Annotated in this window: 31 protein-coding genes; 9 read left to right on the top strand and 22 right to left on the bottom strand. The window is 70.9% G+C overall.

Going from position 1 to position 26,826, the window contains the following annotated elements:
• Window positions 1-25: 25 nt before the first annotated feature.
• From E4V99_RS04655 to E4V99_RS04690, 8 genes are read right to left on the bottom strand one after another with little or no spacing between them, the layout of a single operon-like run.
• Window positions 26-1,630: an ABC transporter ATP-binding protein gene (locus E4V99_RS04655; RefSeq protein ID WP_135063043.1), complete on the bottom strand. Its 1,605-nt coding sequence runs from the start codon at window positions 1,628-1,630 to the stop codon at window positions 26-28.
• A complete protein-coding gene (locus E4V99_RS04660) occupies window positions 1,627-2,769 on the bottom strand; it encodes a serine hydrolase domain-containing protein (protein WP_167747702.1) in 1,143 nt (380 codons plus the stop codon). The genes E4V99_RS04655 and E4V99_RS04660 overlap by 4 nt, the downstream gene beginning before the upstream one ends.
• Window positions 2,766-3,854: a dipeptide epimerase gene (locus tag E4V99_RS04665; protein ID WP_135063039.1), complete on the bottom strand. Its 1,089-nt coding sequence runs from the start codon at window positions 3,852-3,854 to the stop codon at window positions 2,766-2,768. The genes E4V99_RS04660 and E4V99_RS04665 overlap by 4 nt, the downstream gene beginning before the upstream one ends.
• Window positions 3,847-5,043: an anhydro-N-acetylmuramic acid kinase gene (locus E4V99_RS04670; protein WP_135116545.1), complete on the bottom strand. Its 1,197-nt coding sequence runs from the start codon at window positions 5,041-5,043 to the stop codon at window positions 3,847-3,849. The genes E4V99_RS04665 and E4V99_RS04670 overlap by 8 nt, the downstream gene beginning before the upstream one ends.
• Window positions 5,040-5,948, bottom strand: coding sequence for an N-acetylmuramic acid 6-phosphate etherase (gene murQ, locus E4V99_RS04675; protein WP_135063035.1), 909 nt, complete (start codon window positions 5,946-5,948; stop codon window positions 5,040-5,042). The genes E4V99_RS04670 and murQ overlap by 4 nt, the downstream gene beginning before the upstream one ends.
• Before the next feature lie 3 nt (window positions 5,949-5,951).
• Window positions 5,952-6,827, bottom strand: a complete 876-nt coding sequence (locus E4V99_RS04680; RefSeq protein ID WP_135116546.1) for an ABC transporter permease — start codon at window positions 6,825-6,827, stop codon at window positions 5,952-5,954.
• Window positions 6,824-7,795, bottom strand: coding sequence for an ABC transporter permease (locus E4V99_RS04685; RefSeq protein WP_135063031.1), 972 nt, complete (start codon window positions 7,793-7,795; stop codon window positions 6,824-6,826). The genes E4V99_RS04680 and E4V99_RS04685 overlap by 4 nt, the downstream gene beginning before the upstream one ends.
• Before the next feature lie 54 nt (window positions 7,796-7,849).
• Window positions 7,850-9,391, bottom strand: coding sequence for an ABC transporter substrate-binding protein (locus E4V99_RS04690; RefSeq protein WP_135063029.1), 1,542 nt, complete (start codon window positions 9,389-9,391; stop codon window positions 7,850-7,852).
• Between the two features lie 124 nt (window positions 9,392-9,515).
• On the opposite strand from E4V99_RS04690, the gene E4V99_RS04695 reads away from it, so the two are divergent.
• Window positions 9,516-10,424 carry a MurR/RpiR family transcriptional regulator gene (locus E4V99_RS04695; RefSeq protein WP_135063027.1) on the top strand — a complete coding sequence of 303 codons (909 nt, stop codon included), beginning with the start codon at window positions 9,516-9,518 and terminating at the stop codon, window positions 10,422-10,424.
• Between the two features lie 67 nt (window positions 10,425-10,491).
• On the opposite strand, the gene E4V99_RS04700 is transcribed toward E4V99_RS04695, so the two are convergent.
• Window positions 10,492-11,442: a manganese catalase family protein gene (locus E4V99_RS04700; RefSeq protein ID WP_135063024.1), complete on the bottom strand. Its 951-nt coding sequence runs from the start codon at window positions 11,440-11,442 to the stop codon at window positions 10,492-10,494.
• 313 nt (window positions 11,443-11,755) lie between these two features.
• On the opposite strand from E4V99_RS04700, the gene E4V99_RS04705 reads away from it, so the two are divergent.
• On the top strand, window positions 11,756-12,283 hold the full coding sequence (locus tag E4V99_RS04705; RefSeq protein ID WP_135063022.1) for a PadR family transcriptional regulator: 528 nt from the start codon (window positions 11,756-11,758) through the stop codon (window positions 12,281-12,283).
• On the opposite strand, the gene E4V99_RS04710 is transcribed toward E4V99_RS04705, so the two are convergent.
• Window positions 12,258-12,905 carry a VTT domain-containing protein gene (locus E4V99_RS04710; protein WP_135063020.1) on the bottom strand — a complete coding sequence of 216 codons (648 nt, stop codon included), beginning with the start codon at window positions 12,903-12,905 and terminating at the stop codon, window positions 12,258-12,260. The two genes, E4V99_RS04705 and E4V99_RS04710, sit on opposite strands and share 26 nt — an antisense overlap.
• Before the next feature lie 133 nt (window positions 12,906-13,038).
• On the opposite strand from E4V99_RS04710, the gene E4V99_RS04715 reads away from it, so the two are divergent.
• The gene (locus E4V99_RS04715; protein ID WP_135116547.1) at window positions 13,039-14,112 is read left to right on the top strand and encodes a serine hydrolase domain-containing protein; all 1,074 of its coding nucleotides are present in this window, start codon (window positions 13,039-13,041) and stop codon (window positions 14,110-14,112) included.
• Here the strand turns inward: E4V99_RS04715 and E4V99_RS04720 are convergent.
• The 4 genes from E4V99_RS04720 to E4V99_RS04735 form a co-directional block, all read right to left on the bottom strand.
• The gene (locus E4V99_RS04720; protein WP_167758073.1) at window positions 14,099-14,839 is read right to left on the bottom strand and encodes an ABC transporter permease; all 741 of its coding nucleotides are present in this window, start codon (window positions 14,837-14,839) and stop codon (window positions 14,099-14,101) included. The genes E4V99_RS04715 and E4V99_RS04720 overlap by 14 nt on opposite strands.
• Before the next feature lies 1 nt (window position 14,840).
• Window positions 14,841-15,590 carry an ABC transporter ATP-binding protein gene (locus E4V99_RS04725; protein ID WP_135116549.1) on the bottom strand — a complete coding sequence of 250 codons (750 nt, stop codon included), beginning with the start codon at window positions 15,588-15,590 and terminating at the stop codon, window positions 14,841-14,843.
• A 93-nt stretch (window positions 15,591-15,683) separates the two neighbouring features.
• Entirely contained in the window at window positions 15,684-16,391 is a 708-nt protein-coding gene (locus tag E4V99_RS04730) for a hypothetical protein (protein ID WP_135116550.1), read from the bottom strand.
• The gene (locus E4V99_RS04735; protein ID WP_135063010.1) at window positions 16,375-16,821 is read right to left on the bottom strand and encodes a hypothetical protein; all 447 of its coding nucleotides are present in this window, start codon (window positions 16,819-16,821) and stop codon (window positions 16,375-16,377) included. The genes E4V99_RS04730 and E4V99_RS04735 overlap by 17 nt, the downstream gene beginning before the upstream one ends.
• 180 nt (window positions 16,822-17,001) lie before the next feature.
• Between E4V99_RS04735 and E4V99_RS04740 the strand changes: the two genes are divergently transcribed.
• Window positions 17,002-17,952, top strand: coding sequence for an aldo/keto reductase (locus tag E4V99_RS04740; RefSeq protein ID WP_209305586.1), 951 nt, complete (start codon window positions 17,002-17,004; stop codon window positions 17,950-17,952).
• Here E4V99_RS04740 and E4V99_RS04745 read toward each other — a convergent pair.
• Both E4V99_RS04745 and E4V99_RS04750 read right to left on the bottom strand, forming a co-directional pair.
• On the bottom strand, window positions 17,941-18,723 hold the full coding sequence (locus E4V99_RS04745) for a nucleotidyltransferase domain-containing protein (protein ID WP_135116551.1): 783 nt from the start codon (window positions 18,721-18,723) through the stop codon (window positions 17,941-17,943). The genes E4V99_RS04740 and E4V99_RS04745 overlap by 12 nt on opposite strands.
• Window positions 18,724-18,847: 124 nt before the next feature.
• Window positions 18,848-19,285 carry a DUF6069 family protein gene (locus E4V99_RS04750; RefSeq protein ID WP_135063006.1) on the bottom strand — a complete coding sequence of 146 codons (438 nt, stop codon included), beginning with the start codon at window positions 19,283-19,285 and terminating at the stop codon, window positions 18,848-18,850.
• A 105-nt stretch (window positions 19,286-19,390) separates the two neighbouring features.
• Here E4V99_RS04750 and E4V99_RS04755 point away from each other — a divergent pair, with 105 nt between their 5' ends.
• Window positions 19,391-19,999, top strand: a complete 609-nt coding sequence (locus tag E4V99_RS04755) for a TetR/AcrR family transcriptional regulator (protein ID WP_240742780.1) — start codon at window positions 19,391-19,393, stop codon at window positions 19,997-19,999.
• Window positions 20,000-20,012: 13 nt separating this feature from the next.
• Here E4V99_RS04755 and E4V99_RS04760 read toward each other — a convergent pair whose 3' ends face one another.
• The 6 genes from E4V99_RS04760 to E4V99_RS04785 form a co-directional block, all read right to left on the bottom strand.
• Window positions 20,013-21,467 carry a glyceraldehyde-3-phosphate dehydrogenase gene (locus E4V99_RS04760; RefSeq protein ID WP_135070717.1) on the bottom strand — a complete coding sequence of 485 codons (1,455 nt, stop codon included), beginning with the start codon at window positions 21,465-21,467 and terminating at the stop codon, window positions 20,013-20,015.
• 168 nt (window positions 21,468-21,635) lie between these two features.
• A complete protein-coding gene (locus tag E4V99_RS04765) occupies window positions 21,636-21,944 on the bottom strand; it encodes a hypothetical protein (protein ID WP_135116552.1) in 309 nt (102 codons plus the stop codon).
• Window positions 21,941-22,318 carry a helix-turn-helix domain-containing protein gene (locus E4V99_RS04770; protein WP_135116553.1) on the bottom strand — a complete coding sequence of 126 codons (378 nt, stop codon included), beginning with the start codon at window positions 22,316-22,318 and terminating at the stop codon, window positions 21,941-21,943. The genes E4V99_RS04765 and E4V99_RS04770 overlap by 4 nt, the downstream gene beginning before the upstream one ends.
• Window positions 22,315-22,674, bottom strand: coding sequence for an amino acid-binding ACT domain-containing protein (locus tag E4V99_RS04775; RefSeq protein WP_135063002.1), 360 nt, complete (start codon window positions 22,672-22,674; stop codon window positions 22,315-22,317). The genes E4V99_RS04770 and E4V99_RS04775 overlap by 4 nt, the downstream gene beginning before the upstream one ends.
• A complete protein-coding gene (locus E4V99_RS04780; RefSeq protein ID WP_135063000.1) occupies window positions 22,671-23,123 on the bottom strand; it encodes an OsmC family protein in 453 nt (150 codons plus the stop codon). The genes E4V99_RS04775 and E4V99_RS04780 overlap by 4 nt, the downstream gene beginning before the upstream one ends.
• Window positions 23,124-23,186: 63 nt before the next feature.
• Window positions 23,187-23,834, bottom strand: a complete 648-nt coding sequence (locus E4V99_RS04785) for an ABATE domain-containing protein (RefSeq protein ID WP_167747700.1) — start codon at window positions 23,832-23,834, stop codon at window positions 23,187-23,189.
• A 77-nt stretch (window positions 23,835-23,911) separates the two neighbouring features.
• Between E4V99_RS04785 and E4V99_RS18415 the strand changes: the two genes are divergently transcribed.
• The 4 genes from E4V99_RS18415 to E4V99_RS04800 all read left to right on the top strand — a co-directional run bounded on the left by E4V99_RS18415 (window position 23,912) and on the right by E4V99_RS04800 (window position 26,826).
• Window positions 23,912-24,085 (top strand): hypothetical protein, encoded by a 174-nt coding sequence (locus E4V99_RS18415; protein ID WP_167747699.1) that lies wholly within the window; start codon window positions 23,912-23,914, stop codon window positions 24,083-24,085.
• A 132-nt stretch (window positions 24,086-24,217) separates the two neighbouring features.
• The gene (locus E4V99_RS04790) at window positions 24,218-24,670 is read left to right on the top strand and encodes a hypothetical protein (protein ID WP_135062996.1); all 453 of its coding nucleotides are present in this window, start codon (window positions 24,218-24,220) and stop codon (window positions 24,668-24,670) included.
• A 116-nt stretch (window positions 24,671-24,786) separates the two neighbouring features.
• The gene (locus E4V99_RS04795; RefSeq protein WP_135062994.1) at window positions 24,787-25,491 is read left to right on the top strand and encodes a spermidine synthase; all 705 of its coding nucleotides are present in this window, start codon (window positions 24,787-24,789) and stop codon (window positions 25,489-25,491) included.
• 72 nt (window positions 25,492-25,563) lie between these two features.
• Window positions 25,564-26,826: a phosphotransferase gene (locus E4V99_RS04800; protein WP_135062992.1), complete on the top strand. Its 1,263-nt coding sequence runs from the start codon at window positions 25,564-25,566 to the stop codon at window positions 26,824-26,826.

Raw genomic sequence — 26,826 nt, forward strand, 5'->3', positions numbered from 1 at the left:
GCCGTCGCACGGCCGCGCCGCCGTCTTACGCCAGCGCCCCTCCCGGGATCGCGGCGAGCAGCTCGCGCGTGTAGTCCTGCTCCGGTGCCCGGAAGATCTGCTCCGGCGTACCCGACTCCACGATCCGCCCGCGCTGCATGACGTGGACCTCGTGGGAGATCATGTTCACCACGGCGAGGTCGTGGCTGATGAAGAGGTAGCTGAGGCCCAGTCGGTTCTGCAGCGCGACGAGCAGTTCGAGGATCTGGGCCTGCACGAGCACGTCGAGGGCGGATACGGCCTCGTCCAGGACGATGAGCTCCGGTTCCAGGGCCAGGGCGCGTGCGATCGCGACGCGCTGGCGCTGTCCGCCGGACAGTTCGTGCGGCAGCCGCTCGACGACGGAGCCGGCCAGCGCCACCTGCTCGAGCAGTTCGCGGACACGGATGCTGCGGCTCTTGCGGTCGCCGATGCCGTGCACGCGCAGCGGCTCGGCGATGGACTGGGCGATCGTGTAGCGCGGGTCGAGCGAGGCGAACGGGTTCTGGAACACCGGCTGCACCTGACGGCGCACGGCGAACATCTGCCGCGCACGCAGCGCGGACAGGTCCTTCCCTCCGATGCGGATGACACCCTCACTGGGGGTCTCCAGCCCGAGCAGCATCTTCGCCGTCGTCGACTTTCCCGATCCCGACTCTCCCACCACCGAGACCGTGCGCCCTCGCGGGATGGTGAAGCTGACATCGCGAGCGGCCCAGAACTCCTCGCCGCGCGCAGTGCCCCGCATCCGGTAACTGCGGCCGACTCCCTCCAGGCTCACGAGGGTCTCCGGCGCCGCGCCGGGCGCCGGAGGTGCGATCAGCGGCACGGTGACCAGGCTCGGCGCCGCCGCCACCAGCCGCTGCGTGTACTCCTCCCGCGGCGACTCGAGGATCGCCCGGGCGGGCCCGGACTCGACCAGCTCCCCGCGGTACATCACGAGCACCCGGTCGGCGCGTTCGGCGGCGAGGGCGAGATCGTGGGTGATGAGGATGACGGCGGTGCCGGCGCCCCCGGTCAGCTCCGCCAGCGTGTCGAGGATGCGCCGCTGCACGGTCACGTCCAGTGCGCTGGTCGGTTCGTCGGCGATGAGCAGCCTCGGCTCGCACGCGAGCCCCATCGCGATGAGGGCCCGCTGCCGCATACCGCCGGAGAACTCGTGCGGGTACTGCTCGTAGCGGCGCCCCGCATCGGGGATGCCGACGGACTCCAGCAGCTCCACGACGCGGGCGCGGCCGCCGGGCCGGCCGTGCACCTGGAGCGCCTCGAGGATCTGAGCGCCCACCGTGTGCACGGGGTCGAGGTTGGACATCGGGTCCTGCGGCACCATGCCGATGCCGGCTCCGCGCAGCGAGATCATGTCGCGCTCCGGCAGCCCCGCGAGGTCGCGCCCTTCGAACAGGATCTCCCCCGCCGTGATGCGCCCGTTGCCGGCGAGGAGGCGATTGATGCTCGCGGCGACGGTGGACTTGCCGGAGCCGGACTCGCCGACGATCGCGACGGTCTCCCCCGCGGCGACGTCGAAGCTCACCCCCTTGACGGCGTCGAAGGGGCCGCTGGGGGTGGTGAAGGAGACCCGCAGGTCGCGGACGGAGAGGAGAGGGGCGGTCACGGAGTGGCTCCCGTCGTGGAGGGATGGAGGAGGGCGTCGGCACGGGACATCGCCTCGCGCCAGAGGAGGTCGACCGGTACGAGGCGGTCGCGCCCAGGTGCCGGGCGGCCGTGCAGCCGGTTGGTCAGCAGGACGGTGAGCACCTCGGGCTGATCGTCGGTCGCCGGCGAGGCGGCCACGAGTGCTCCGGTGAACCCGTTGTGGCCGAGGAAGAGCCGATCCGTCCCCCGCCACCGCATGCGGTGGTGCAGGAGACCTTGCCCCTGCCCTGCGTCGACGGCGGCTCGGAAGGCCGCAGCGCTCGCGGCGCCGAGTCCCCACGCCTGGGGCGCGGCGATCGCGGCGGCGATCCGCAGCATCCCGTCGGCGTCGCCGAACCACCCTGCGTGGCCCGCCGCGCCACCGAAGGCGTGGAAGGCATTGCCGTCGGCGATCTCCCCGCGCAGGATGCCGCTCCGCCACGCGAATCCCGCGGGATCCACGTCGACGGGATACGGCACACCGCTGCGCACCATCTCGCGTTCGATGGCGTCGCCGTCGGGGCCTGCCACCACGGACATGCCCGCAGCCGGGGCACCGGGTGACACGGTTGCGGCGGAGAGCGGGTCGAGCAGGACCTGCCGGACGGCCTCCGCGAAGGCCGAGCCGGTGACGTGCGCGATGACGGCGCCGAGAGCCTGCATGCCGAGATCGGAATAGTGCCGTCCCGCCCCGCGGGGATAGCGCGGCGCCAAGGACAGCGCCGCGGCCACGGGGTCCTCCTCCGCCTCCGGCAGGAGGTACAGCGGCCACCACTCCCTCAGTCCGGCGCGGTGCCGGAGGAGGTCGTCGATCGTCGCTTCGGCGGCGACCCCCGCGCGCGCACCCAGGATCGAACCGACCGGCGTGTCCTCGGCGAGCGCCCCGAGGTGGATGAGCCGCCGGACGGCCAGTGTCGTGAGCGTCTTGCTCACCGAGGCGAGGTCGAAGGCGTGCCCGACGGTCATCCGCGTGCCCGTTCCGAGGTCGGCGATCCCGCTCGCCACGATGTCCGTGCGACCGTCCTCGACGACGGCGAACACGGCCCCGGTCGGAGCGTGCCCCTCCGTCCGCGGAGCGGTCACGCACGCGACGGCCGGCACCAGCAGGGTGTCGCTCACGACAGGTCCTCCCGGAGGGCGAGGATGCCGAAGCCGGCGGCGTCGCCCAGCTCCACGCGGTCGCGCTCGTACCGCGCACCGCCGTGCACCGGGGCGCTGCGCTGCCACAGCCCGGCGTCGAGGTCATGGACACGGCCGGGCAGGGTGGCGGCCAGGTGCGCCGCCGCCGTCACGCCGACGACGGATTCGAGCATGGACCCGACGAGCACGCGCATGCCCGCCGCCTGGGCGGGGGCGATCAGCTCGCGCGCCGGGGAGATGCCGCCGCACTTCGCCAGCTTCACGTTCACCAGGTCGGCCGCCCCCATGCGCGCGATCTCGTGCAGGTCGCGGAGCCCCCACAGCGCTTCGTCGGCGAGGATCGGTGTCGCGGTCGCGTGCGTCACGCGGGCCAGTGCGGCGATGTCGGCGGCGGCCGTGGGTTGCTCGACCAGCTCGACGCCGAGATCGTCGTCCTCCCAGCCCCGGATGAGGCGGATCGCCTCGTCCGCGCTCCACCCCTGGTTGGCGTCCACCCGGATCCGGATGTGAGCCGGGGCACTGCGCCGCAGCGCGCGCAGTGTGGCGTCGTCGCGGTCGGCGTCGCGCCCGAGCTTGACCTTCACGACGTCGAAACCGTCGGCCACATGCTCCGCGGCTGCGCGCAGCACCGCGTCCTCCTCCGCCGCCGACACGGTGATGTCGGTGTGCACCGTGCTCGTCGACTCCGCGTCGAGCAGCCGGTGTACCGGGAGCCCCGCGGTCTGGGCCGCGATGTCCCACAGCGCGGCGTCGACCGCGGCTTTCGCGGCGGTGTTGTGCACGACGGCTGCGGCCAGAGCAGGGCCCCACACCGACGGGTCGTCGGCGGGAAGTCCGCGGAGCGACTCCGACAGGGGGCCGGCGGTCACCGCGTCCACGCTCGCCGCGCTCTCCCCTGTGACGCGCCAGCTCACGGCCGCCTCTCCCCACCCGGTGCGACCGTCGGCGTCGCCGACGCACACGATCACCGCATCCAGCGCCGTGACCGAGCGCACCGCGGTCACGAAGGGCCGCCGCAGCGGGAGGCGGATCGCGTGCGTGCGGATGCGCGTGATCTCAGCCATGCTCCCGCGTCCTCGCCTGCGGCGCCGTCATCCGCAGGAAGGCCGGACGCGGGCACGGCTCGGGGAGCCGCAGCGGCTCCGCACCAGGGGTGAGAGTCCCGAGGATGCGTCCCCCGCCGGCCCCCGTGGCGCTCGGCGTCGTGCCGGGCAGCCCGTGCCACGACAGCCAGCCGATGAGCGCCATCAGCACGGCTTCCTTCTCATCCGCCCCGAGTCCCAGCTCATCCGTGCGTCCGACGCGAGCGCCCGCAAGCGCGCGTGCGATCCCGTCCATCACGACGCGGTTGTGTACGCCGCCTCCCGACACGAGCAGTTCGGCGGGATCCAGCGACGCGAGGGCGTCGGCGACGGTCCGGATGGTCAGCGCCGTGAGGGTCGCGACGAGGTCGGCGTCGGCGAGGTCGCGTCCGAGCCGCTCGAGCGCCGCGTGGACGTAGTCGAGGTGGAAGAGCTCCTTGCCCGTGCTCTTGGGTGCGGGGAGGCGATAGTACGGCTCGTCCATGAGCGCCGCGAGGAGCGCCTCGTCGACGCGTCCGGACGCCGCGATGACGCCGGATTCGTCGTATCCGGCGGCGTGCAGGCCCCGCTCGCGGACGACCGCGTCGATGAGGGCGTTGGCGGGACCGATGTCCCACGCCCGCGGGAGATCGGCGCCGACGACCGTCACGTTGGAGATCCCGCCGAGATTCAGCGCAGCGACGGGCCGGCCGCCCGTCGCGCGCCCGGCGAGGATGAGCTCGTCGATCGTGGACGCCAGGGGTGCGCCCTGCCCTCCGGCGGCGATGTCGCGGATGCGCACGTCGGACAGCACCGGCGTTCCGGTGGCCTCTGCGATCCACCCCGCCTGCCCCACCTGCAGGGTGCCCATGACGCGGGCCCCCTCGACCCAGTGGTAGACCGTCTGGCCGTGCGACACGATCAGGTCGACCGGCCCCGCGTCGGCGATCGCCGCGACGGCGGCCTCGGCGAAGGCCTGCCCGATGAGCGTGTCCAGCTGCGCCACCTCCTCGAAAGTGGTGCTCCGCGGCGGCAGCGCCTGTACGAGCCGGTCACGCAGTCCTGCGGCGTACGGCGCCGATCCGTGCGTCACCACGGATGCCTCAAGTCCGTCCTCGTTCGGGTGGAACTCGACGACGGCACTGTCGATGCCGTCGTGCGACGTACCCGAGATCAGTCCGAGGATCCTCATGGCCGTTCCTCCTGCTCTTCGTCCAGCGCGACGCGCAAGCGGCCGTCGGCCGCTTCCAGCGCGGCGCGCGCCTGTTCGGTGGGCAGCGACCGGCGCAGGGCGACGACCGCGACGGGAACCGAGTACCCCGCCTGTTCCAGTGCCTCGCGTGCCCGCGCGTCGTCCACTCCGGCGATCTGGGCCACGATGCGCGTCGCCCGCAGTCGGAGCTTGTCGTTCGACGCCTTCACGTCGACCATGAGATTGCCGTAGGTCTTGCCCAGGCGCACCATGGCGATCGTCGAGAACATGTTGAGCACGAGCTTCTGGGCGGTACCGGCCTTCAGCCGCGTGGACCCGCTGACGAACTCCGGGCCGACGATCACCTCGATGCCGTGATCGGCGGCACGGCTCAGTTCCGTGCCGGCATTGCACGACAGCCCGATGCCGAGGGCACCTCGCTCGCGCGCCCGCGCGACGGCTGCGATGACGAAGGGGGTCCGCCCGCTCGCCGCGATGCCGATGACCGAGTCGTCCGGCCCCACACCGGCGGCATCGATCGCGGCGGCACCGGCGGCGGCGTCGTCCTCGGCGCCTTCGACCGCCTCCACCACCGCCCGCGGCCCGCCGGCCATGATTCCGATGACGCGGTCGCGGGTGGAGAAGGTGGGCGGGATCTCCGACGCGTCCAGCACGCCGATGCGCCCGGGGGTGCCGGCCCCGACGTAGAAGAGCCGTCCGCCCCGTTCCATGCGCTCGGCCACACCCTCGATCGCGGGGATGATCTGCCCCAGCGCCGCGCGGACGGCCAGCGGCACCGCCTGATCGGCTTCGTTCATGAGGGTGGCCAACTCGGCCACCTCGAGCGTGTCGATCCGGGCGTAGCGTGCGTCGGCCGCTTCGGTGGTCAGCGCTTCCAAATTCACCGGTCAGCGTCCTTTGCGATTGGGGTCGAGGGCGTCGCGCAGTCCGTCGCCGAGGAGGTTGAGCCCGATGATGAGCAGGATGAGCACGAGGCCGGGGCCGGCCATCGTCCATGGCGCCGCGACGATGAGGGTCTGCGCGTCGAACACCATCGATCCGAGCGACGCGGCCGGCGGCGGCGTGCCGAAGCCCAGGAAGCTCAGCGAGGCCTCGGTGAGCACGGCCCACGACAGCGAGAGGGTGATCTGCACGATGAGGATGCCGGTGATGTTGGGCAGGATGTGCCGCGCCATGATGCCGACGCTGCCCATGCCGGTGGCCTTGGCGGCGCTGACGTAGTCGATCTCGCGCAGCGACAGCACGGGGCCCCGCGTCACGCGCACGAAGATGGGCGTGTACACGACCGCGATGGCCACGGCCACGGTGAACCAGTTGCGCGTGAACACCGATGCCAGCGTCAGGGCCAGCAGCAGCGGGGGGAAGGCGAAGAGCACGTTCGTGATGCCGCCGATGACGCTGTCGCCGACGCCGCGCAGGTATCCGGAGACGATGCCCCCGACGGTGCCCACGAGAGCGGCGAAGCCCACCGCCACGACAGCGACGAGCGCCGAGTTCACGACCCCGGAGGCGACGCGGGTGAACACGTCACGCCCGAACTGATCCGTTCCGAACAGATGCGCGCCGGAGGGCGGCTGCAGACGGGAGGTGGTGTCCTGGGCGCTGGGATCACCCAGCAGGCCCGACGCGGAGGCGATCGACAGCAGGACGAACACGCCGACGATGATGAGCCCCGTCAGGCCGCTCGGGCTGCGCAGCAGCGGTGCGAAGGCGCGCCCGGCGGAGCGGGGCGGGACGGCGGGGGCGGCGACGGTATCGCTCATGCGGCACGCACCCGCGGGTCGATGCGGCGGTACAGCAGGTCGGTGAGGAGGTTCACGATGACGAAGAGCATCGCGATCACGAGCACGGTGCTCTGCACGACGGCGAACTCCTTCTGGTTGATGCCGAGGAGGACCTGACGGCCGATTCCGGGAAGCGAGAAGATCTGCTCGACCACGACGGCGCCGCCCAGGAGGTACCCGAACTGCAGACCGGTCATGGTCACGATGGGGATCAGGGCGTTGCGCAGCACGTGCCGCCACTGCAGGCGGCGCGGCGGTACGCCCTTGGCGCGGGCGGTGCGGACGAAATCGAGCCCGCGCACCTCAAGTACGGCCGTCCGCGTGGTGCGCATGATCGGCGCGGCGATGCCGAAGCCGAGGACGAGCGCCGGCATCAGCATCTGCAGAAGGTTGCGCACGGGGTCTTCCCACAGCCGGGCGAAGCCCAGCCCGTTCGGATTGAACCCGAACGCCTGGGCCGAGACGGCCAGCAGAGTGGTGGCCAGGAGGAAGGCCGGGACACCGAGGCCGGCCAGTCCGACGCCCTGCCCCACCCAGTCCCGCAGCGAGTTCGGACGGGAGGCCGACAGCATGCCGAGTGGGATGCCGATGGCCAGGGCGATGACGATCGCCAGGAGCGCGAGCTCGAGCGTGACCGGCAGAGCGAGCGCGGTCATCTCCAGGACCGACTGCTGGGCCCGCGCGGAGAACCCGAGGTTTCCCGTCGCGACCGCGCCCAGCCATGTGAAGAACTGGACGATGAGCGGCTGGTCGAGTCCGTAGTAGGCCTCCAGCGCGGAGCGCTGTTCCGGGGACAGCGCGGCGGCCTCCGTGCCGTACGCGGCCGTGATCTGGTCACCGGGGAGGGCCCGGAGCATGAGGAACACCGCCACGGCGACGCCGAAGAGGGTCAGGAGCGCGCTGCCGACGCGGCGCGTGACAGGCGAGACGAGAATGCGGTGCAGCATGGGACTCCCACGCGGACCGGACAGGGCGCAGCGGCCCGTCCGGCCCGCGAGTGCTCAGTCGATGGTGACGTCGCGCAGGTTCTGCAGCGAGCCGTTGGACAGGGGCACGAAGCCGGAGACGCCCTCGGCGGTCGCGGTGTAGTTGTAGGAGGTGAACAGCCACACCCACGCAGCGTTGTCCTCCAGCTCCGCGGCGACGTCGTCGTAGATCGCCTTGCGCGCGGCCTCGTCCGACTCGGCCTTGCCCTCGGCGAACAGCGCGTCGAGGGTCTCCGAGCTGTAGCCGGCGACCGGGTTCAGGCTGCCGGTGCTGGTGAAGTACCGGCCGTAGGAGGCGTCGGGATCGGGCTGGCCGCCGTTGAGCGCGACGGCGAGCTCGAAGTCGGCGGCGACCCAGCGGTCGACGTACGCGCCCGACTCGAGCGACTCGATCTCCAGCGTGATGCCGGCGTTCTTCAGCTGGGCCTGGATGTTCTCCGCCTCGGCAACCGCGGTGGAGTATCCGTCCTGGTTGACGATGGCGCGGAGCGTCAGACCGTCTTCGTACCCGGCCTCCGCCAAGTGCTCCTTCGCAGCGTCGATGTCGGCCTCGGGGCACGGGCGGGCATCGGGGTCGGAGCGGAAGGCGGGCGAGGTGATGGGTCCGGTGACCTCGCCGGCGCCCAGGGCTGCGGTGTCGAGCACTTCCTGACGGTCGATCGCGCACGCGATCGCGAGGCGGACGTTGACGTCGTCCAGCGGCGCGACCCGGCTGTTGATCTGCAGCACGTGGTAGCTCAGCTGCGGCGTCTCGGTCACCTCGACGGATCCGCCGATGGTGTCGGCCACCAGCTGGTCGTCGAAGACGGCCATCTGGACGCTGCCGGCCTGCAGTGCGGAGACGATCGCCGACTGGTCGGGGATGACGCGGAACTCCACCGTGTCGACCTCCGGCTCCCCGCCCCAGTACTCCGGGTTGGCGGCGAGGATCAGCGACTGGTTGGGCGTGCGGTCTTCGAAGACGAAGGCGCCCGTCCCGTTGGGCTCGGTCTCCAGCGCCGCCAGGTCGACGTCGGAGGGCAGGATCGCGGTGGTGATGACGGCGAGCTTGGAGAACAGCGCGGCGTCGGGAGCGCTCAGCGTCAGCTGCACGGTCAGCGGGTCAACGGCCTCGATCGTCTCGACCGAGGCGAGGTTGGTCGCCGAGACGGCCGCGGTGGCCTCATCCTTGATCGCCTGGTAGGACGCCACGACGTCCTCGGCGTCCAGGTCGCTGCCGTCGGCGAAGGCGACGCCCTCGCGGAGCTGGAACGTCACAGTCAGGCCGTCTTCGCTCGTCTCCCACGACTCGGCGAGACCCTCCGTGACGGCGAGGTCGTCGTCGAACTCGGTGAGGGTGCCGTACAGGTTCTGCAGCACGTGCGTCGCCTGGAACTGCGTGCTCGTCCACGGCAGGAGGGTGTCGACGTCGGCCGTGACGCCGATGACCAGATTCTGCGGCGCGTCGGATCCTTCACCCGAGGCTTCGGGGGCCGAGCAGGCGGTCAGAGCGATCGCCGCGACGGCGAGGGTGCCCACAGCACCGACGGCGGCGCGGGGAACGGAAGCTCTCTTCATGAGGTTCTCCAGATCGGGTACCGGCGGCCTCGTTGCCGACCGCCTCGGATTGGTCAATTATTTACGACCGATGTTTCTTGGAAGTAACTTACTGCCGAGAACCCGATTCGGCTACCGTGTCGGTATGACCGGACAGCGCCCCGACGGCGCGCCCACCCACACCGCACGTCCGCTGCTGTCCACGGTCCGGGCGCTGATCCCCTCGATGCCCCCCTCCGAGAAGCGATTGGCCGAGAGCCTGCTGGCCGATCCGGAGGCCTTCTCCACGCTCAGCATCAACGAGGTCGCCGACGCGGCGGGAACGTCGACCACCACGGTCGTGCGCTTCTACCGGCGCCTCGGCTTCACCGGATTCAAGGACCTCAAGCACGACCTCGCGCAGGAGACCCTGCGCGCCAGCCTGCTCGTCCAGTCGGTCCCCGCGACCGCGAGCGACATCGCCCCCGACGACACCCTTGAGCAGATCGTCGCCAAGGTCGCGCGGGATGAGACGCTCTCCATCAGCGACACCGCTGACGTACTCGACACCGGCGCGCTCGCGCAGGCCGTGACAGCCCTCGCCCAGGCCGACCGCATCGATGTCTTCGGTGTGGGCGCCAGCGCTGTCGTGGGCATCGACCTGCAACGCAAGCTCAGCCGCATCGGACGGACCGCGATCACGTGGCCCGACGCCCATACGGCCTGGACGGCAGCCGCCGTCCTGGGGCCGCGAAGCGTGGCGGTGGCGATCTCCCACTCCGGGGAGACCATGGACACGGTGGAGTTCCTCCGTCTGGCCCGCGCGGCCGGATCGGCGACGGTGGCGATCACCAACGTTCCCGACTCCTCGATCACGCGTGAGGCCGACGTCGCCCTCTACACCGCGGCACGCGAGACGCCCTTCCGCTCCGGCGCGCTGGGCAGCCGCATCGCGCAGCTCATGGTCGTGGACTGCCTGTTCATCGGCGTCGTGCAGGCCGACTACACCGCCTCCGTCGCAGCGATCCGCTCGACGTACGACGCCGTCCGCTCACGGTCGCTGCACCCCCGCTGAGTCGCCCGCGCACCACACACCGGGGGCTCCGTGCGCCGGGCGGAGCCCGCCCGGCGCACGGAACGGGTCAGCGCATCTCGCCGAAGGTCCGGTCGATGTCGGCCATCTCCATCGCCGCAGTGGCGGCGATGAGCTCCTGCAGGTCGGCATCGGCGCCGGGAGCGAACTCCTCGAAGCGCTCGGCGCCGATCGTCATGGGCGCACCCGCGGGCGCCTGCTCGCTGGCGTCGAGCTGCGTCCCGTCGCCCGACGGCGACAGGCCCTGGTAGATCTTGCCCGCCTCGGACTGGTTGGTGAGATCGAAGGAGTACTGCTTGCTCTGCAGCCCCATCTCGAGGAGCCGGGCCACCTCGGGGAACTTCTCCGCGTTGGTCTTCGGGATCGGCAGCGCCGTCCGCCAGTTCACGCCCAGGGTCTCCAGCGCCTTCGCGTAGGCGTTCTCGTGCGCCTGGTCACGCACGATCAGGTACGAGATCGTGCTGCGCGCGGTCTTGTTGTCGGTCATCTCGTACAGGCGGCACTTCTGCAGCCGCCCGGTGGATTCCAGCATGAGGTTGTAGAGCAGGTCCAGGACCAGGTTTCCCGAGTTGTAGACGTAGCTGCCCAGCCACGGGTTCCCCGCCGCATCCACCGGCATCGCGCCCTGCGCGCCGACGAGGTAGTGGTGGATGTTGCTCTCGGACAGCGCGATGTTCAACGGGATGGCGCCCTTGGCGCCGGGTGCGTCGACGGGATCGGTGGGCTTGCCCTGGTAGCGCGGCGATCCGTCGAGCAGGCGCGAGATGGTCGTCCCGATGAGTTCGACGTGGCTGATCTCCTCCGTGCCGATGCCCTGGATGAGGTCCTTGTAGGGCTTCGCGGACGGACCACGGAAATTCATGCTCTGGAACAGGTACTGCATCATCGTGCGCATCTCGCCGAACTGGCCGCCGAGCCCTTCCTGGAGCGCGTTGGCGGCGGCGGGATCCGGCTCGTCCTGCTCGATCTCGTTGATCAGCTGCTGAACGTGAAAGTACATGAAACCTCCAGGGTGTGGATTCGTGCTTCCAGCCTCCTCCTTCGCCCCGCTGTCAGCCGCCCCTCGCCTCGCGGCCGCTCCCCCTGTACTCTTCTCCACCGTCAGCTCAGAAATGCCTGCCCGCCGCCGCGGCCTCTGCGCCACATCCGCGCAACCGCGCCACTTCTTACCGGCGCGATCGCACCGAACAGGCGCGAACGGGGGAAGCTCGCCGGCGGACGACAGCGCTCCGATGGCACCCGGCCACGCACTCTCCGGCGCGGCCCGGAGCAGGTTCGACTCACCGCGATCCTGCGGCTGTTAGCCTCCAGACGTGTCGTTGCGCTTCGCTATCCTGGGCCTGCTGTCGAGCCGGCCGATGAGCGGGTACGAGGTGAAGAAGGTGATCGACGCGAGCGTCGGGCATTTCTGGACCGCCGACCAGTCGCAGATCTACCGCACCCTGGCGGCTCTCGTGACGGACGGCCTCGCGACGCGGCGGACCGTGCCGCAGGATGACCGGCCGAACCTGCACCTGCACAGCATCACCGAAGCCGGGAGCGAGGCCCTCGACGCGTGGCTGACCTCCCCGCTTCCCCCCGAGCCCACCCGCGAACCCTTCCTCGCGCGGCTCTTCTTCGCGGATCGACTGCCGCCGGCGGCCGTGCGGGAACTGCTCGAGGGTCGCCGGGCGGAGATGCTCGCGCAGCTGGCCGAGCTCGAGTCGGTCGAGGCGCCCCGCGAACCCGCCACCGTCGCGGAGCTCCTGCGGGCCGCCACCCTGGACAACGGCCTGCAGCACGTCAGGACGGAACTGGACTGGATCGAGACGGTGCTCAGCCGACTCGAGCAGCAGGCCTGAAGCTCTCCGCGCACGCCGCGTCAGCGGCTCGCCGGCGTCGAGCGGCCAGCGCACGGTCGATGACGATCCCGATCACGATGGCGACGCCCACACCCAGGGCGGCGCTGAGCAGCGGTTGGCCCTCCAGCCACGCGCCCGCAAGAACGCCGATCGCGGCGCTGTAGATCGCCCAGGTGCTGCCGGCCAGGATGCTGAGGGGCAGGAAGCGCCGCCACGGGTAGCCCAGCGCTCCCGCCGACACGTTGACGGCGACGCGCCCCACCGGGATGTAGCGGGCACCGAGGATCAGCGGAGCACCTCGATGCGCGAGCCCCTGCTGCGCGTGAGCGAAGATCGCAGCCACCCGCGGACGCCGCATCCATGCGAACCGCGTGGTCCCCACGCCACGGCCCAGCGCGTAGGCGAGGTTGTCGCCGATCACCGCGCCGAGCGCCGCGGCCGCGCACAGGAGCGCGATGGTCGGATAGGACTGGCTCGCCGCCGCCACGGCCGCGGCCGCCACGAGCACCGTTTCGCTGGGGATCGGCGGAAAGACGCCGTCGATGACCGCGGTGGCGAACATGACGAGGAAGACCCACGGCGAAGCGGCGGCCTGAACCACGAAATCGTTGATGACGTCCACGCTTCGACGCTACGAACCCGAACCCGGCGGCCACATCACTCGGAAGTATGGGCCGCGCGCGACCTGAGGGGGATATGTCAGCGCATTCCGCATGGCTACTGGATGTCGCCTATATAGGCGCTAACATGCAGGCATGTCGTCCATCCGCTCGAGTGGGGACCTGAGCCGCCGCCTCGACCGCCTCGCGGGGCGTTACGCACGCAGGCCGGCAGTCGGCTGGCTGAGCCTGGCGGTCGCGCATCCGCCCACCGGCTTCGCATGGTCGTGGACCGCGGACCGGCCGTATTTCGTCGCCAGCATCACGAAGCTGTTCACCGCGGCGCTGATCATGCAGCTGCGGGCCGAGGGCCGGTTGACGCTTGAGACCCGGGCCATCGACATCCTCGGACCGGCGACGATGCGCGGCTTGGCGGTCATCGACGGAGCGGATCGATCGGCGAAGGTGACGGTGGGCCAGCTTCTCGCGCACACCTCGGGCATCCCCGACTACTTCGAGCTTCGCGGTGCGGACGGCACCTCCGTGGCCGAGCGGATGCTGATCCGCGACGAGTTCTGGGAGTTCGATGCCCTCCTCCAACGTGCCCGTGAACTGCCGGCTCCGTTCGCGCCCGGATCCCCTGGTCGCGCCCACTACAGCGACACCAACTATCAACTCCTCGGGCGCCTGATCGAGCTGCGCACGGGCAGCTCGTTCGAGCATCTCGTGCGCACGCGCATCATCGACCCCCTCGGGCTCTCGGCGACGTGGCTCTTCACCCGGGACACCCTGGATCGCTACGACGCCGTGGCATCCGTCCGCCACGGCCGGAGGCACCTGTGGATCCCGCGCACCATGGCGTCGTTCGCCCCCGACGGCGGCATCGTCTCGACGGCGGAGGACCAGGTGGAGTTCCTGCGGGCGTTCCTCTCCGGCGGGCTGTTCCCCGCCCGCTACCTCGCGGAGATGACGGCGCAGTGGAATTCCGCGCTCGGCGGCGCGGTGCCCCTGCAGCACGGGGTGGGCGTCATGCGGTTCTCGCTGCCGCGGTGGCAGTCGTTCCCACTGCACGTGCCCGACATGATCGGGCACGCCGGGGCATTCGGGAGTGTGCTGTTCGCCGACCCGGAGAGCGGCCTGCTGATCGCCGGAACCGTCAACCAGATGCGGCCGCGGCGGCTCCCCTACCCGCTGCTCGCGCGGATCGCCGCGAGCGTCACCGCCACCTGAAGATCCGCAGCGCCACGACCCCGGCGACCACGGCCCAGGCGCCCATGACGAGGAAGGGCGACCATGTCGTGCCCCCCGAGTACCAGGCGTCGGTGAGGGCCTGCGTCATCGCCCCCACCGGGGTGAACGATGACACGGTCCGGACCGGCTCCGGCATGAGCGGGCCCGGAGTCCACACACCCGCGGTGAACAGGCAGGCCACGAACACCAGGAACCCCATGCCGTACGCGATCTGAGCACTCGCGGCGACGGCGGCGATGACCGAGCCCACCGCCATCATGGCCACGGCGCCCAGGAGGATCACGGCCACGACGAGCGGTGCGCTGCGCGGCGCGACGGCGCCGAAGGCCAGGCGGGCGAGGACCGACGCGACGAGGATCGACGCCAGCAGGGTCGCGCCGCTGACCAGCCATTGCGCGAGCAGCACCCGGTGCGCGCCGACGGGCGTCGTGCCCAGTCGCCGCAGCACCCCGCTCTCGCGGTACGCGCCGATGGCGGACGGGTAATTCGTGATCGCGACACTCGTCACCGCGATTGCGATCGCGATCGGCAGGAAGAAGTCGATGGCCCGCTGCCCGGAGGCGGCGACCGGTTCGAGGGTCCCCCCGATGATGTATCCCTGCAGGAGCAGCAGGAGGGACGGCAGCAGAAGTGCCATGAACACGCTCGTGGGGTTGCGCAGGAAGAGCACGAACTCCACCTTCGTCAGTGCACGCGTCGCCCGCATGTCAGCTCTCCTCCTTCCGGCCCGACCGGCCGGAGCCGAGCAGGCGCACATACGCGTCTTCGAGCGTGGCCGGCTGTTCCGCGCCGCCCTCCTTTGGCTGACGCAGCTGCGCGGGCGTGCCCACGAAGACGGTCCGCCCCCGGTCGATCACGGCCACCCGGTCGCAGAGGCGCTCGACCTCGTCGAGATAGTGCGTCACGAGGAGGATGGTCACGCCGCTGGCGCGGATGCGGTCGACCAGGTCCCACACGAGCCGCCGGCCGATGGGATCGAGCCCGGTCGTGAGCTCGTCGAAGACGACGATCTTCGGCGAGCCCACCAGTGCGAGGGCGATCGAGAGTCGCTGCTGCTGGCCGCCGGAGAGCTTTCCGTACGGGCGCCGACGCTCTGCGGCCAGCCCGACGAGGTCCAGGATCTCCGCGGTGCCGACCGGAGAGTCGTAGAACGCGGCGAACAGGTCGACAGCTTCTCCGACGCGGAGGGCCGGTGGCAGAGCGGACGATTGCAGCTGGTACCCGACCCGCTCCTTCACCAACCGTGGCGAGCGACGAGGGTCGACCCCCAGCACCCGGATCGCGCCCGAATCCGGGGCGAGCGCACCGGCCACGCACTCCACGGTGGTGGTCTTCCCCGCGCCGTTGGGTCCGAGGATGCCGAAGACCTCACCCTCCGCCACGATGAAGCCGACGTCCTCGACGGCTCTGACGTCTCCGAACGATTTGCGGAGCGCATCGACGACAACCGCTGGCATGTGATCCTCCCAAAATCGCGCAGGCGTAACCCCTGGGGTGACACACTGGCAGGCGCGGTCGGGATCTGTCAACCCCGGGGTGTCACTGCGGGCTCAGGCGGGGAGGACGCTCGCCGGCACGCATCGGATGCTGCGGGGCACCAGACGGAGCAGGAGGAGCAGCGTCACGTAGGCCACCAGCACGCCGGCGCCGACCAGGAATCCCGACTGCTCCCAGCTGCTGCGGTCGAGGATCGTGACGATGCCGGTGGCCAGCACGAGGAGGGAGCCGACGACGGACGTGGTGACCACCACGGCGGGTGCTGCATCCACGCGACGATCCCGGGGGGCGAGCCGGTCCCATAGGAGGGCCGCGAGCTCAGCCAGCGCGAGTGCCGCCAGCGCGCCGACGGCCATCGACCCGGCCAGCGTCGGAGCCTCCCGGACGCCGAGCACCGACACATAGGCACCGAGCGCCCATGCGAGTGCGCACAGTGGGAGGAGCTTGCCCGCCGCCGACCACAGTGCCGGCTCGTCACGCCCGGGATGCTGCCGCCGCCGGGGGATGAACGCCCAGGCCTCGGCGCGGTGGTGTCGCTCGACGTAGGCGCAGATGCCGAGCCCGACCACGGCCCCGAGCACCGGCGTCACGACGTTCGAACTGATCGCCCACAGCACGAGCGTCATCGCGATCATCGAGTGCGGCGACGACGCCATGCGCAGTGCCGTGGCCTTCGCGTACGCCACCCGCGCACCCCGCACCTCGACGGGATGCAGCAGCCGCGGCCCTACCTCGGCCCGCGCATCAGGACGATCGGCCATGGTGTCTCGCAATCGATGCTCGCCGCTTGCCGCTGTCGCGGGCGATCTCGTAGACCTTCTGCCGGGAAACCCCCAGCTCCCCCGCGACCGAGACAGCACTAAAATCCTCGAGCAGCGCGTCGACGGCGACGGATCGGACGGCGGAGGCGCGCGCGACGAGGTGCGACGAATAGGCGGCGACCTCCGCGGAGATCAGCGCGACGGCCACGAGGCCGCCGTAGGGAGCGGCCCAGTCGTCGCGGTCGCTCGTCGCGGCCGCCGCCAGGTCCGACCCGCCGTCGCGCAACGCCGCCGCCACCGCCTCGGGCGTGACCCCGTGATCGACCAACCGGTCGCGCACCTGGGCGATCGTCGTCGCATCGCTCCGGTGTGCCAGCACGGCGTCCCACTCCAACGCCTGGACGTCGGCCGAGTCGATGGAGTTCTGCATGCGCGCGTCCTTCTCTCAGCCGTTGTCGCCCCTGAGTTTACGACGCGAGGTCGCGCGAGAGAAGCCATCCCGCGCCCGGCTCCCAGAATGCCGTCCACAGCTGTCGCCCCAGGGATGACAACTGTGGCACGATGGGGCGGCAAAAGCCGCACGAACCCCAATCACGCAAGGGAGTCATCGATGACAGATCCGCAGACCACGGCATCGGCATCCATCGTCCTCGGAACGATGGATTTCGGGACCGTGGTCCCCCGAGACCGCGCCTTCGACGTCGTGGATCGATTCGTCGAACGCGGCGGCGGATGGCTGGACACCGCCAACTGCTATTCCTTCTGGGTCGACCCATCCGGCGTCGGCGGCGCGAGCGAGCGCGTGCTGGGCGAGTGGCTCGCCTCGCGATCCGGCGCCCGCGATGCGGTGCGGATAGCGACGAAAGTGCGCCAGGATCCGCTGATCCCCCACCGATGGCCCGAAAGCGCGGAGGGCCTGTCACGGTCGGCGATCAGGGCGGGCGTGGCCGCGAGCCTCGACCGGCTGGGCGTCGACTCCGTCGACCTGCTGTGGGCGCACGCCGAGGATCGCAGCGTCGAGCTGGAGGAGACCGTGCGCGCGTTCGGGGAACTGGTCGCAGAGGGCGCGGTGCGCCGAGTCGGAGCGGCCAACCACGCGAGCTGGCGCGTCGAGCGAGCCAGGACCATCGCGCGCTCCGCCGGCCTCGAGCCGTGGACGGCCCTCCAGCTGCGCCATTCGCTCGTCCAGCCGCGGCCCCTCACGGTTCTGCCCGAGGCGGGGCACCGCCTGCTGACGCCGGACGACCTGGATCTCGCGCACGAGGAGGGCATCGCCGTGTGGGCGTACACGCCGCTGCTGCACGGCGGCTACGTGAGGGAGGACAAGCCGTTCTCCGAGCCGTACGACCACCCGGGGACGACGCGCGCGCTTGTCGCTCTCGGCGACGTCGCGCGGGAGCGCGGGGCGACGAAGAACCAGGTCGTCCTGGCATGGCTGCTGGCGCAGGACATCTCGCCCATCATCGGCGCCAGTCGCGTCGAATACGTCGACGAGGCGATGGATGCGGTGTCGCTCGAGCTCACCGCCGAGGAGGTGGAGCGACTGTCCTCAGCGCGGTGAGGGATCGCTCACGTCTGCTCGAGCGGCAGCGACCGCATCCTCGCAGTGGCGCGCGACGGCGTCGACGAACGCCACCGCGTCCTCCCCCACGTGGCGGACGCACCCGTCGAGAACCTCGTGCAGCCCCGTCCTCTCGAGCAGCGTCTTCTCGTTCGTCACCCACACGCCGCGGGCGGCGGTGGCCGCGTGCGCGGCGCACGTGGCTGCCTCGACGCTCATGCCGACGGCCTGAGCGACCCGGCCGCGGGCCGCGTGGCCCGAGCGGGCGTAGGAGAACAGGGCATCCGCACGATCCCACCACTGCGCCGGCGCGGACCGGCGGAGCGGAGCAGGGTAGGAGGGCCGGGGCAGCTCGCCTCGCAGCGTGCGGTTCACCGCGAGTTCGGCCGCGAGAAGGTAGGTGGGGATGCCGGCCAGGTGGAACATGAGCGGCTCGATCCGGAATCGCCCGTCCTCGGCTTCGGCGACTTCGCGCTCCACGACATCGAGGTCGCGGTAGTGCACGTCCACACGCCGTCCTGCGATGGTGAGCCACGCACCGCCGTTGAACACCCCTCCGCCCCACTCGCCGAGCTCGGAGACGTGGCCCTCCCAGCCGATATCGCGAAGCTCCTGCGGTGAGAATGCACCGCGATAGTACACGGCGAGGTCCCAGTCGCTGTCGGCGCGTGCCGTGCCCTGCGCCCGCGATCCGCCCACGGCGACGGCCTCCGCGCCCCCCAGCGAGAACAGACGCTCGGCGACCTCCTCGAGGAAAGCCGTGTCGTCCACCGGACCCCCTCCCCGCCGCTTCGCCGTCCGAGCGTGCGGCCCCAGGGACCTTAGATCCCGACGCGAACGGCGGTCAAGCGCTCGCCTGCAGGATCCGACCGAACGCCCGCCGGCGGCGATGATCTCAGCGCGGAGGCGCCGGCAGCGCGAGCCGGTACGCCGGGACGGCGACGGCGACGACCACGAGGTGCATGCACATGAGCGCGAGCACGGCGGGCGTCGTGGTGCCGGGGATGAAGCCCGTCGCGAGGAGCAGCACGTCGGGGACGAACGACAGCACGGTCAGGACGGGGACGAGGATGAGTAGCGCGCGCCGCGGGTCGCGGGCACGACGACTCACGATGACCCACCCGAGCCATCCAGCGGCGATTCCGAGCGCGGTGAAGAGCGTGTAGGCCGGGAAGGTCAGCGGCCCGAAGCTCGCGGGCGCCCCGGCCGCGACCGCCAGTGTGGCGATCAGCGCATTCCCCGCGACGGCGACCGCGACGGCGATCACCAGGATGACCGCTGCCCGACCAGCCGACGGACGGGTGCGAGCAGGGGCGGATGTTGTGGCAGTCACGTTCTTCTCCGATCTGAGGCGGGTCCGGATGACGCACAATACGAGTCCCGCTGGTCTCGTATCACGCATACGGTACCAAGGAGTCTCGAAAGCTACAATGCCCTCATGACCCTTGGCGCGAGCGAGCAGCAGCGCATGGGGAGACCCCGCGATCCGGACGTGGAGCGCAGCATCCTGAACGCCACGCAGGAGTTGCTCATCGACAAGGGCTACGCGGGCATGACCGTCGCAGACGTCGCTCGCGCTGCCGGCAGCAGCAAGGCCGCGATCTACCGCCGGTGGCCGGGCAAGATCGATCTGGTGGTCGCCGCGGTGCGCGCACTGGCGTCACGCGGCGCGACGCCGGACACCGGGTCGCTCAGAGACGACCTGGTCGAGGTGGCGATGCACTACGCGCGCGCCGACGACCGCTCCGCCCGCGTGCTGGCGAGCCTGCTCAGCGAACTGGGCGGCAACACGGAACTCCGCGAAGCCGCCCGCTCGGCGATCGGCTCACCCCCGGTCGCGGCGATCGTCGCCGTCATCGAACGATGGATCGAGCGGGGGACGGTGCCCCCCTCCGTGCCGGTCTCCCTGATCGCGGGTATCGTGCCGGCCGTGGCATTCGGTCGCGTGTCACTGGAGCGGCGAGCGCTCGATCCGGAGACGGTCGAGCACCTGGTGGACGATGTGCTCCTGCCCGCCCTCACACGCGGCAGCCGACCCCGACCCTGACGGCGGGCCGGCCTCAGACTCCGGTGAGCTCCCGACGCACCTCGGTGCGCGGCGGCACGACGACCGGGTGGGTGCCGGCCATCTCCTCCAGGACGCGGATCACCTGGCACGAGTAGCCGTACTCGTTGTCGTACCAGACGTAGAGCACGACGTTCACCCCGTCGGCGATCGTGGCGAGGCCGTCGACGATGCCGGCGCGGTGCGAGCCCACGAAGTCGGTGGACACCACCTCGGGGGACTCCACGTAGTCGATCTGCTGCCGCAGGTCGGAGTGCATCGACGTGCGCCGCAGGTAGTCGTTGATCTCCTCCTTGGTGGCCGGGCTCGCCAGCGTCAGGTTGAGGATCGCCAGCGACACATCCGGCGTGGGGACGCGGATGCTGGAGCCCGTCAGCCGGCCGGCGAGCTTCGGCAGCGCCTTGGCCACTGCCGTCGCCGCGCCCGTCTCCGTGATGACCATGTTCAGCACGGCAGAACGACCACGGCGGTCGCCCTTGTGGAAGTTGTCGATGAGGTTCTGGTCGTTCGTGAACGAATGCACGGTCTCGACGTGTCCGCGCTCGACTCCGAACGCGTCGTCGATCGCTTTCAGCACCGGGGTGATGGCGTTGGTCGTGCAGGATGCGGCGGAGAGGATCCGGTCGGCCGCCGTGATCGTGTCGTGGTTGATGCCATGGACGATGTTCTTCAGCGCCCCCTTGCCCGGCGCCGTGAGCAGCACACGCGAGACTCCTGGGCTCTGCAGGTGGCGCGAGAGACCTTCCTCATCACGCCAGCGTCCGGTGTTGTCCACGACGATCGCATCCTGGATGCCGTACACCGTGTAGTCCACACTCGCCGGGTCGTCGGAGTAGATGACCTGGATGCGGGTGCCGTTGGCGATGAGGACATCCGCGTCCGCGTCGACCGTGACGGATCCTTCGAACGGACCGTGCACCGAGTCTCGCTGCAGCAGGCTCGCACGCTTGATGAGGTCGTTGTCCGACCCTCGGCGCACCACGATCGCCCGAAGCCGCAGGGCACGCCCGTTGCCCGCGTGCCCGATCAGGATGCGGGCGAGCAGCCGGCCGATGCGGCCGAAACCGTACAGCACGACGTCGGCACCCTCGGCCCGCCGCGTGGGGAGGCCGGCGAGCAGCTCGCCGAGCACGTCCTCGGCCGCCGCATCCTCGGCGCGCAGGGCCTGCGCGAGCCGCGCCACATCGACGGACGCGGGCCGCGGCGCGACGGCGAGCAGGGCGTCGAGAACGCGCGCCGTCTCTTCGAGCCGCAGCTTCTCGTGGCCGAGGTGCGTGGCGCGCTCGTGCACGGCGATGACGCCGGTCGCCGACAGATTGATCAGCCTCTGCCCGTGGATCGAGGTGACCACGCCGTGGTCACGGTACAGCCGCCCGATGCGCGGGATCAGCTGTTCGGCAAGCTCCTCCTGAGCCGCCCAGGCCTCGCGGTGCGAGGTGAAGCTCTCGATCGTCACGTGTGTCTCTCCTGGCCGCGTCACACGGGTGACGCCATCGTCATGACACGACGGGGGAATCGTCGCGCGCTCGTGTCTACGATTCTAGGGATGCGCCGGGTCATGCCGACGCGCGCACGCGCGGTCGGCGACCGCAGACCTCGGCCGCAGCGGGCGCGGTGGTCAGCCGAGGATCCGGATTCCGAACAGGGCGAACCCCTCCTCCCCGCGCGGCGTGATGCGCAGCGAGCGGTCGTCGCGCCGACGTGTGAGCCATCCCTCCGTCAGGAGCGCGGTCAGGATGGCCGCGCCCAGACGCCCGGCGAGGTGGGAGCGGCGCGCCGTCCAGTCGGTGCAGCCGCGCACGAGGGGACGCGGTGACTCGGCGAGCGTCAGCGCCAGGCCGAGGCCCCGTGCGATGCGGTCGACGGGAGCGATGGCGGAGCCCACGTCCGGGTCCACCCAGCCGTGCGCAACCAGGTGATCGGTCATCGCGATGCCGAGGTCGCCCGCGAGGTGGTCGTAGCACGACCGCGCCCGCCGCATCGCGAGCCGGCGGTCGTTCCCGACCACGACGCGACGGCCGGCTCAGCCGACATCCGCAGCAGCGCCTCGACGGCTTCGGCGACGCTCGGATCGGCGAGCATCGCGCACCTCGCGCGCCCTCGCTGCTCCACCCGGACGAGCCCCGCCTCCTGCAGGCGGGCGAGATGCCCGCTCACCGTGGATGGCGCGACGCCGATGCGTGCGGCGAGCGCGCCGGCCGGGAGCGGAACGCCGCCCAGCAGCTCCAGCAGGATGCGTAGCCGGCGCGGCTCGGCGAGGGCTTGGCCGAGGGATTCGACGGATGCGCGAGGCTGGGTCATCGCAGGACCTCCCGGGCATGCTCGATGTCGTCGACGACGAACACCTTGCGGTTGTCGTGGTCACTGTACTGGGCACCGATGACGACACCGGCAAGAGCCAGTGCCGACATGATGCGGCCGAGTTCGCCCGGGACGTCTGCGCGCAGCGGTGTCACCAGCGCTGGGGTCACCCGCGCTCCCCGCACGCCGGCGACCTCGAGCGCCGCGACCGCTGCCGCGCCGTCGGCCACGAGGTAGTGCGCCTCCCCGGCCCACACCCCGCCGCCTTCGAGGCCGATGCCCGCCGCACCCAGCACGCGGCCGATGTGACCGACCTCGGCCGCGACGTCGGTCACAGGTATCGCGAGGTCGTTCACGACACCACCTCCACGTCGGGCACCACGACGACTTCCGCCGAGAGGGAGTTGGCCACGAAGCAGGCGTCGTGGGCGTCGTGGACCAACCGGCGCACGACCGCAGCATCCACGCCCCGCACCTCGATGCGCGGGGCGAGATGTACGCGGGTGACCCGCATGGGTGTGGTCCCGGCCGGCATCACCGCCGTCGCGTCGTCGCGGTAGGCGAGCACGGCGACGCCGGCTCGGGCGGCGACGGCGAGGAACGACAAGAGCTGGCACGAGCTCGCCGCGGCGAGCAGGAGCTGCTCCGGGTTGGGCAGCGACGCGTCACCGCGGAATGCGGCATCCGCGCTGAGTGTGACGATGTCGCCCCCGATCTGGACGTCGTGCGCGCGGCCGTAGCCGGCATATCCGGATCCGGTGTCGCCGGTCCACATGAGGGTCGTGGCGTAGTGGTGGTCGGTCATGACGCGAGCGTAGGAGCGGGAAGCTTCGGTCGGGGCCGAAGCTTCCCGGCGACCGAACTCGATTCAGGACGAGGCGGTGCCCTCCGAGCGTGCGCGCCGGGCCGCGACGTAGCGGCTCACCTTCTGAGTCGTGCCGCAGTCCTGCATGCTGCACCACCTGCGGCTGCGGTTCTTGCTCTCGTCCATGAAGAGGTAGTCGCAGCCCGCGCACTGTTTCAGCCGCGTGATGGCCGTCGGGTTCGTGAGCAGTTGCGTGGCCGAATGCACGATCTGCCTCAGCGGGCGGTGGAGCGAGGCGTCGGCGTCCCAGCTCCACTCGTACTCCGGCTCCTGCCCGTGCCGCGCAGGCATCAGGGTCGCCGCGGCGAGCGCCTCGGCTTCCTCGGCCGCCAGACGCGCCAGCGCGTCGTCATCCGGACGCAGTCCCGCAGCGATCGGGCGGAGAACGGCGTCGAGAGCGCCTCGTACCTGGAGCGACCGCTGCCACGCGTCACCGGCCGACGTCGGGACTGCGTGCGCAGCCGCGTGCAATGCGTCGGCCGATCCGGCATCGAGCACCCCGGCCGATCGGGCCCAGGAGACGAGGTGCCCGTAGCTCACGACGAGGTCGTCGGGCTCTGCGCCCGGACCCCCGTCGCGCGTGTTGACGAAGTCGAGGGCGAGCGTCCCGCCGACGAAACGTGTGCGCGAGACCTCCGCTGCTGTTTCCACCGAAACCCACTTTACCCGCGAATGTCGGAGGCGAGTCGTAGTGTTTCCACTAAACAAGGCTTTGGAGGTAACAGATCATGGATATGAGCTTCGCGGCGGCCCTGCTGGCGATCCAGGCCGGCGGCGACCCCAGCCGATACGACTCCTTCCCCATGCGCAGTGCGCTGCCCGACGCCCCCGTGACCGCTCCCCGATCGGAGACGCACCGCCGCCGATCGTGGCGTCCGCGGTGGGCGCGCCGCACGCGGTAGGAGCCGGCCCGCGGGCCCGTTGCAGTACTACGTCGGTCCGGGGCACGTCCATCCCTTCCGTCCCGGGTCCCCCCGCGTCATGGTGGAGTCGAGCGCGTCACGTCCGCCTCCGAGGACTGAGAGAGGTTTCCCATGGCCAAGAACAGCAAAGCGACGAGTGCCGTCGGCGAGGCGATGGATGCTGCAGCCGCAGCCGCCAAGGACGCCAAGCGTCTGAGCAAGACCCTGCCGAAGAAGGTCGCGAAGAAGCTGCGGGCGCTGGCGGACGAAGCGAAGAAGGCGTCGCAGGCATCCAAGAAGAAGATCGCGCGCCACCCCCGAAAGGTCCAGAAGAAGGCGGTCGCCGCGACCGCCCGCGTGCAGAAGGCCGCGGCCGAGGCTGAGGCCGGGAGCGCCGCGGAGTCCCCTGTCGCCGAATCCGCGGCCCCCGCCGCCCTCCTGGACGAAGCCCTGCGCGCCATCCTGCCGACGACCGACCTGGCGTCACTGACGGTCGTGGAGCTGCGCGAGCGCGCGAGAGCCGCAGGTCACCGCGGCTTCTCTCGATTCACGAAGGCCCAGTTGATCGATCTGCTGTCACCCTGAGTCACCTCCGCTCGCGGGCAGGGGGGCCGTGACGATCGCCTCGATCCGCGAGGATGGAGCGACGACGCGACATCCGTCCGACGTCAATCCCCGAAGTGAGAGAACGAGAGCACGCCATGATCGCTCGATTCGAGGAGCTCGACTGGCAGGAGACGCGGATGGGCGAGCTCACCCTCCGCCGTCGCGCAGACCCGGCCACGGGTGAGCTCATCTACGAGGTGAAGTTGAAGGACGAATACCTCATGTCGAGCCTGTTCACTCGGGCCGAGGAGCAGCTGGCGACCCTGGGCCTCGCCGCCGCAGAAGGCAGCGACCTCCACGTGCTCGTGGGCGGTCTGGGGCTCGGCTACACGGCCGCGACCGCGCTGCACGACAGCCGCGTGCGGAAGCTGGATGTGATCGACGCACTCCCCGCGGTGATCGGGTGGCATGAGCGGGAGCTGCTCCCGATGTCGGCGCAGCTGGTGCGAGACCCCCGGGTGACCCTCGTCCACGACGACTTCTTCGCCGTGGTGCGCCGCCCACCCGCACCCGAGGACACGCGCTATGACGTCGTCCTGCTGGATGTCGATCACTCTCCGCAGCACACTCTCGATCCAAGTCACGCCGACCTCTACACCTCGGCAGGAATCGAATCCCTCGCTCGGCACCTCACCGACCGGGGCGTCTTCGCCCTGTGGTCGGACGACCCGCCCGACGCGGGCTTCCTGACCACGCTCTCCTCTGTGCTGAACGACTGCGCGGCCCACGTCGTGGAGTTCGACAACCGTCTCACCGGCGGAATCTCCTCGAACACGGTCTACATCGGGACCCGCCGATAGCCCGACGTACTACGCGCCTCCCGCGCCCGTCCACCCCTTCCTCGCGGTTCCCACCCCGGGTCAAGGTGGAGTGTGCAGTTCACGGATGACCTCAGCGCCTGGGTGGCGCAGCAGCGCTGGTACGCGGGCAAGAGCCACGAGCCCCGGTTCCGGATCCTCGACGCCCAACCGGCCCCCGGGGGTGCCACGCGGTACCTGCTCATGGACGACGCGGGATCGTTGCCCGCGCTCTACCACGTACCGCTCGTCCGGGTCGCGGCGCCCACCGCGTCGGATACCGTCATCACCCAGGACGCCGACGGCTACCTCATCGATGCCACGCGGCATCCCTCCTTCGCCATCGGATTGCTGGCCGAGATGGCGGTCGACATCAGCCGGGTGACGGGCGCCCGGGTGCTCACGGGCGAGCAGTCCAACACCTCGATCGTGTTCGACGAGGACGGGCAGCCGACGATCATCCTGAAGCTCTTCCGCACCCTTCATCACGGCGAGAATCCCGACGTCACGGTCCAGCGCGTTCTCAGTGGCGCGGGATCGCCGCACGTGCCTCGGTTCCTCGGCAGCCTCGATGCGGAGTGGCCCGATGTCGGGCGGCAGTCGGGCGTCGCGAGCGGCACGCTGTGCTTCGCGCAGGACTTCCTCCGCGGCGTGCGCGACGGATGGGAGATCGCGCTGGAAGCGGCGCGGCATGGGCGCGACTTCACCGAGGCGGCCCGCGACCTCGGGACCGCCGTGGCCGGGGTGCACGGAGCACTCGGCGCCGCGCTGGAGACGGCCGATGCCCGGCCCGACGACGTCATCGCCACCGCGGCCGCCTGGCGACGGAGGCTGGAGATCGCCGCGGCCGAGGTGCCCGCCGTCGCCGATCGATTCGCCGCGATCGACGCGGTCTACCGGGCCGCGCTCGATCGCCCGTGGCCGCGCATGCAGCGGATCCACGGAGACCTGCATCTGGGGCAGGTGCTCGCGGTGCCCGACGGCGGCTGGCGCATCGTCGACTTCGAAGGGGAGCCGCTCCGGCCGATGGAGGAGCGCGCGATCCCCGACCTGCCGCCACGCGACGTCGCCGGGATGCTGCGGTCCTTCGACTACGCCGGCGCGGTCGGCGGCGGGCCGGACGCGGGCGAGTGGGCGGCCGCGTGCCGGGCGGCGTTCCTGGATGCGTACGCAGGTGCGGCCGGCGCGGTCGCGCTGGACTCCGTGCTGCTGCGGGCGCTCGTGCTCGACAAGGCGGTCTACGAGTCGACCTACGAGGCGCGCAACCGGCCCGACTGGCTGCCGGTGCCGCTCGCAGGCATCGACGCCGCCCTCGCGCCCGAGGCCCTGCCCGGTTGA

Origin of the sequence: Microbacterium sp. dk485, assembly GCF_004570445.1 — a bacterium.
Taxonomy (GTDB): domain Bacteria; phylum Actinomycetota; class Actinomycetes; order Actinomycetales; family Microbacteriaceae; genus Microbacterium; species Microbacterium wangchenii.

What these genes read in the sequence shown, in the direction of transcription:
- E4V99_RS04665 (WP_135063039.1), bottom strand. Translation starts at nt 3,854, where the DNA reads ATGGCTGAGATCACGCGCATCCGCACGCACGCGATCCGCCTCCCGCTG.
- E4V99_RS04670 (WP_135116545.1), bottom strand. Translation starts at nt 5,043, where the DNA reads ATGAGGATCCTCGGACTGATCTCGGGTACGTCGCACGACGGCATCGAC.
- E4V99_RS04680 (WP_135116546.1), bottom strand. Translation starts at nt 6,827, where the DNA reads ATGAGCGATACCGTCGCCGCCCCCGCCGTCCCGCCCCGCTCCGCCGGG.
- E4V99_RS04685 (WP_135063031.1), bottom strand. Translation starts at nt 7,795, where the DNA reads ATGCTGCACCGCATTCTCGTCTCGCCTGTCACGCGCCGCGTCGGCAGC.
- E4V99_RS04690 (WP_135063029.1), bottom strand. Translation starts at nt 9,391, where the DNA reads ATGAAGAGAGCTTCCGTTCCCCGCGCCGCCGTCGGTGCTGTGGGCACC.
- E4V99_RS04695 (WP_135063027.1), top strand. Translation starts at nt 9,516, where the DNA reads ATGACCGGACAGCGCCCCGACGGCGCGCCCACCCACACCGCACGTCCG.
- E4V99_RS04700 (WP_135063024.1), bottom strand. Translation starts at nt 11,442, where the DNA reads ATGTACTTTCACGTTCAGCAGCTGATCAACGAGATCGAGCAGGACGAG.
- E4V99_RS04715 (WP_135116547.1), top strand. Translation starts at nt 13,039, where the DNA reads ATGTCGTCCATCCGCTCGAGTGGGGACCTGAGCCGCCGCCTCGACCGC.
- E4V99_RS04720 (WP_167758073.1), bottom strand. Translation starts at nt 14,839, where the DNA reads ATGCGGGCGACGCGTGCACTGACGAAGGTGGAGTTCGTGCTCTTCCTG.
- E4V99_RS04725 (WP_135116549.1), bottom strand. Translation starts at nt 15,590, where the DNA reads ATGCCAGCGGTTGTCGTCGATGCGCTCCGCAAATCGTTCGGAGACGTC.
- E4V99_RS04730 (WP_135116550.1), bottom strand. Translation starts at nt 16,391, where the DNA reads ATGGCCGATCGTCCTGATGCGCGGGCCGAGGTAGGGCCGCGGCTGCTG.
- E4V99_RS04735 (WP_135063010.1), bottom strand. Translation starts at nt 16,821, where the DNA reads ATGCAGAACTCCATCGACTCGGCCGACGTCCAGGCGTTGGAGTGGGAC.
- E4V99_RS04740 (WP_209305586.1), top strand. Translation starts at nt 17,002, where the DNA reads ATGACAGATCCGCAGACCACGGCATCGGCATCCATCGTCCTCGGAACG.
- E4V99_RS04755 (WP_240742780.1), top strand. Translation starts at nt 19,391, where the DNA reads ATGACCCTTGGCGCGAGCGAGCAGCAGCGCATGGGGAGACCCCGCGAT.
- E4V99_RS04765 (WP_135116552.1), bottom strand. Translation starts at nt 21,944, where the DNA reads ATGACCGATCACCTGGTTGCGCACGGCTGGGTGGACCCGGACGTGGGC.
- E4V99_RS04770 (WP_135116553.1), bottom strand. Translation starts at nt 22,318, where the DNA reads ATGACCCAGCCTCGCGCATCCGTCGAATCCCTCGGCCAAGCCCTCGCC.
- E4V99_RS04780 (WP_135063000.1), bottom strand. Translation starts at nt 23,123, where the DNA reads ATGACCGACCACCACTACGCCACGACCCTCATGTGGACCGGCGACACC.
- E4V99_RS18415 (WP_167747699.1), top strand. Translation starts at nt 23,912, where the DNA reads ATGGATATGAGCTTCGCGGCGGCCCTGCTGGCGATCCAGGCCGGCGGC.
- E4V99_RS04790 (WP_135062996.1), top strand. Translation starts at nt 24,218, where the DNA reads ATGGCCAAGAACAGCAAAGCGACGAGTGCCGTCGGCGAGGCGATGGAT.
- E4V99_RS04795 (WP_135062994.1), top strand. Translation starts at nt 24,787, where the DNA reads ATGATCGCTCGATTCGAGGAGCTCGACTGGCAGGAGACGCGGATGGGC.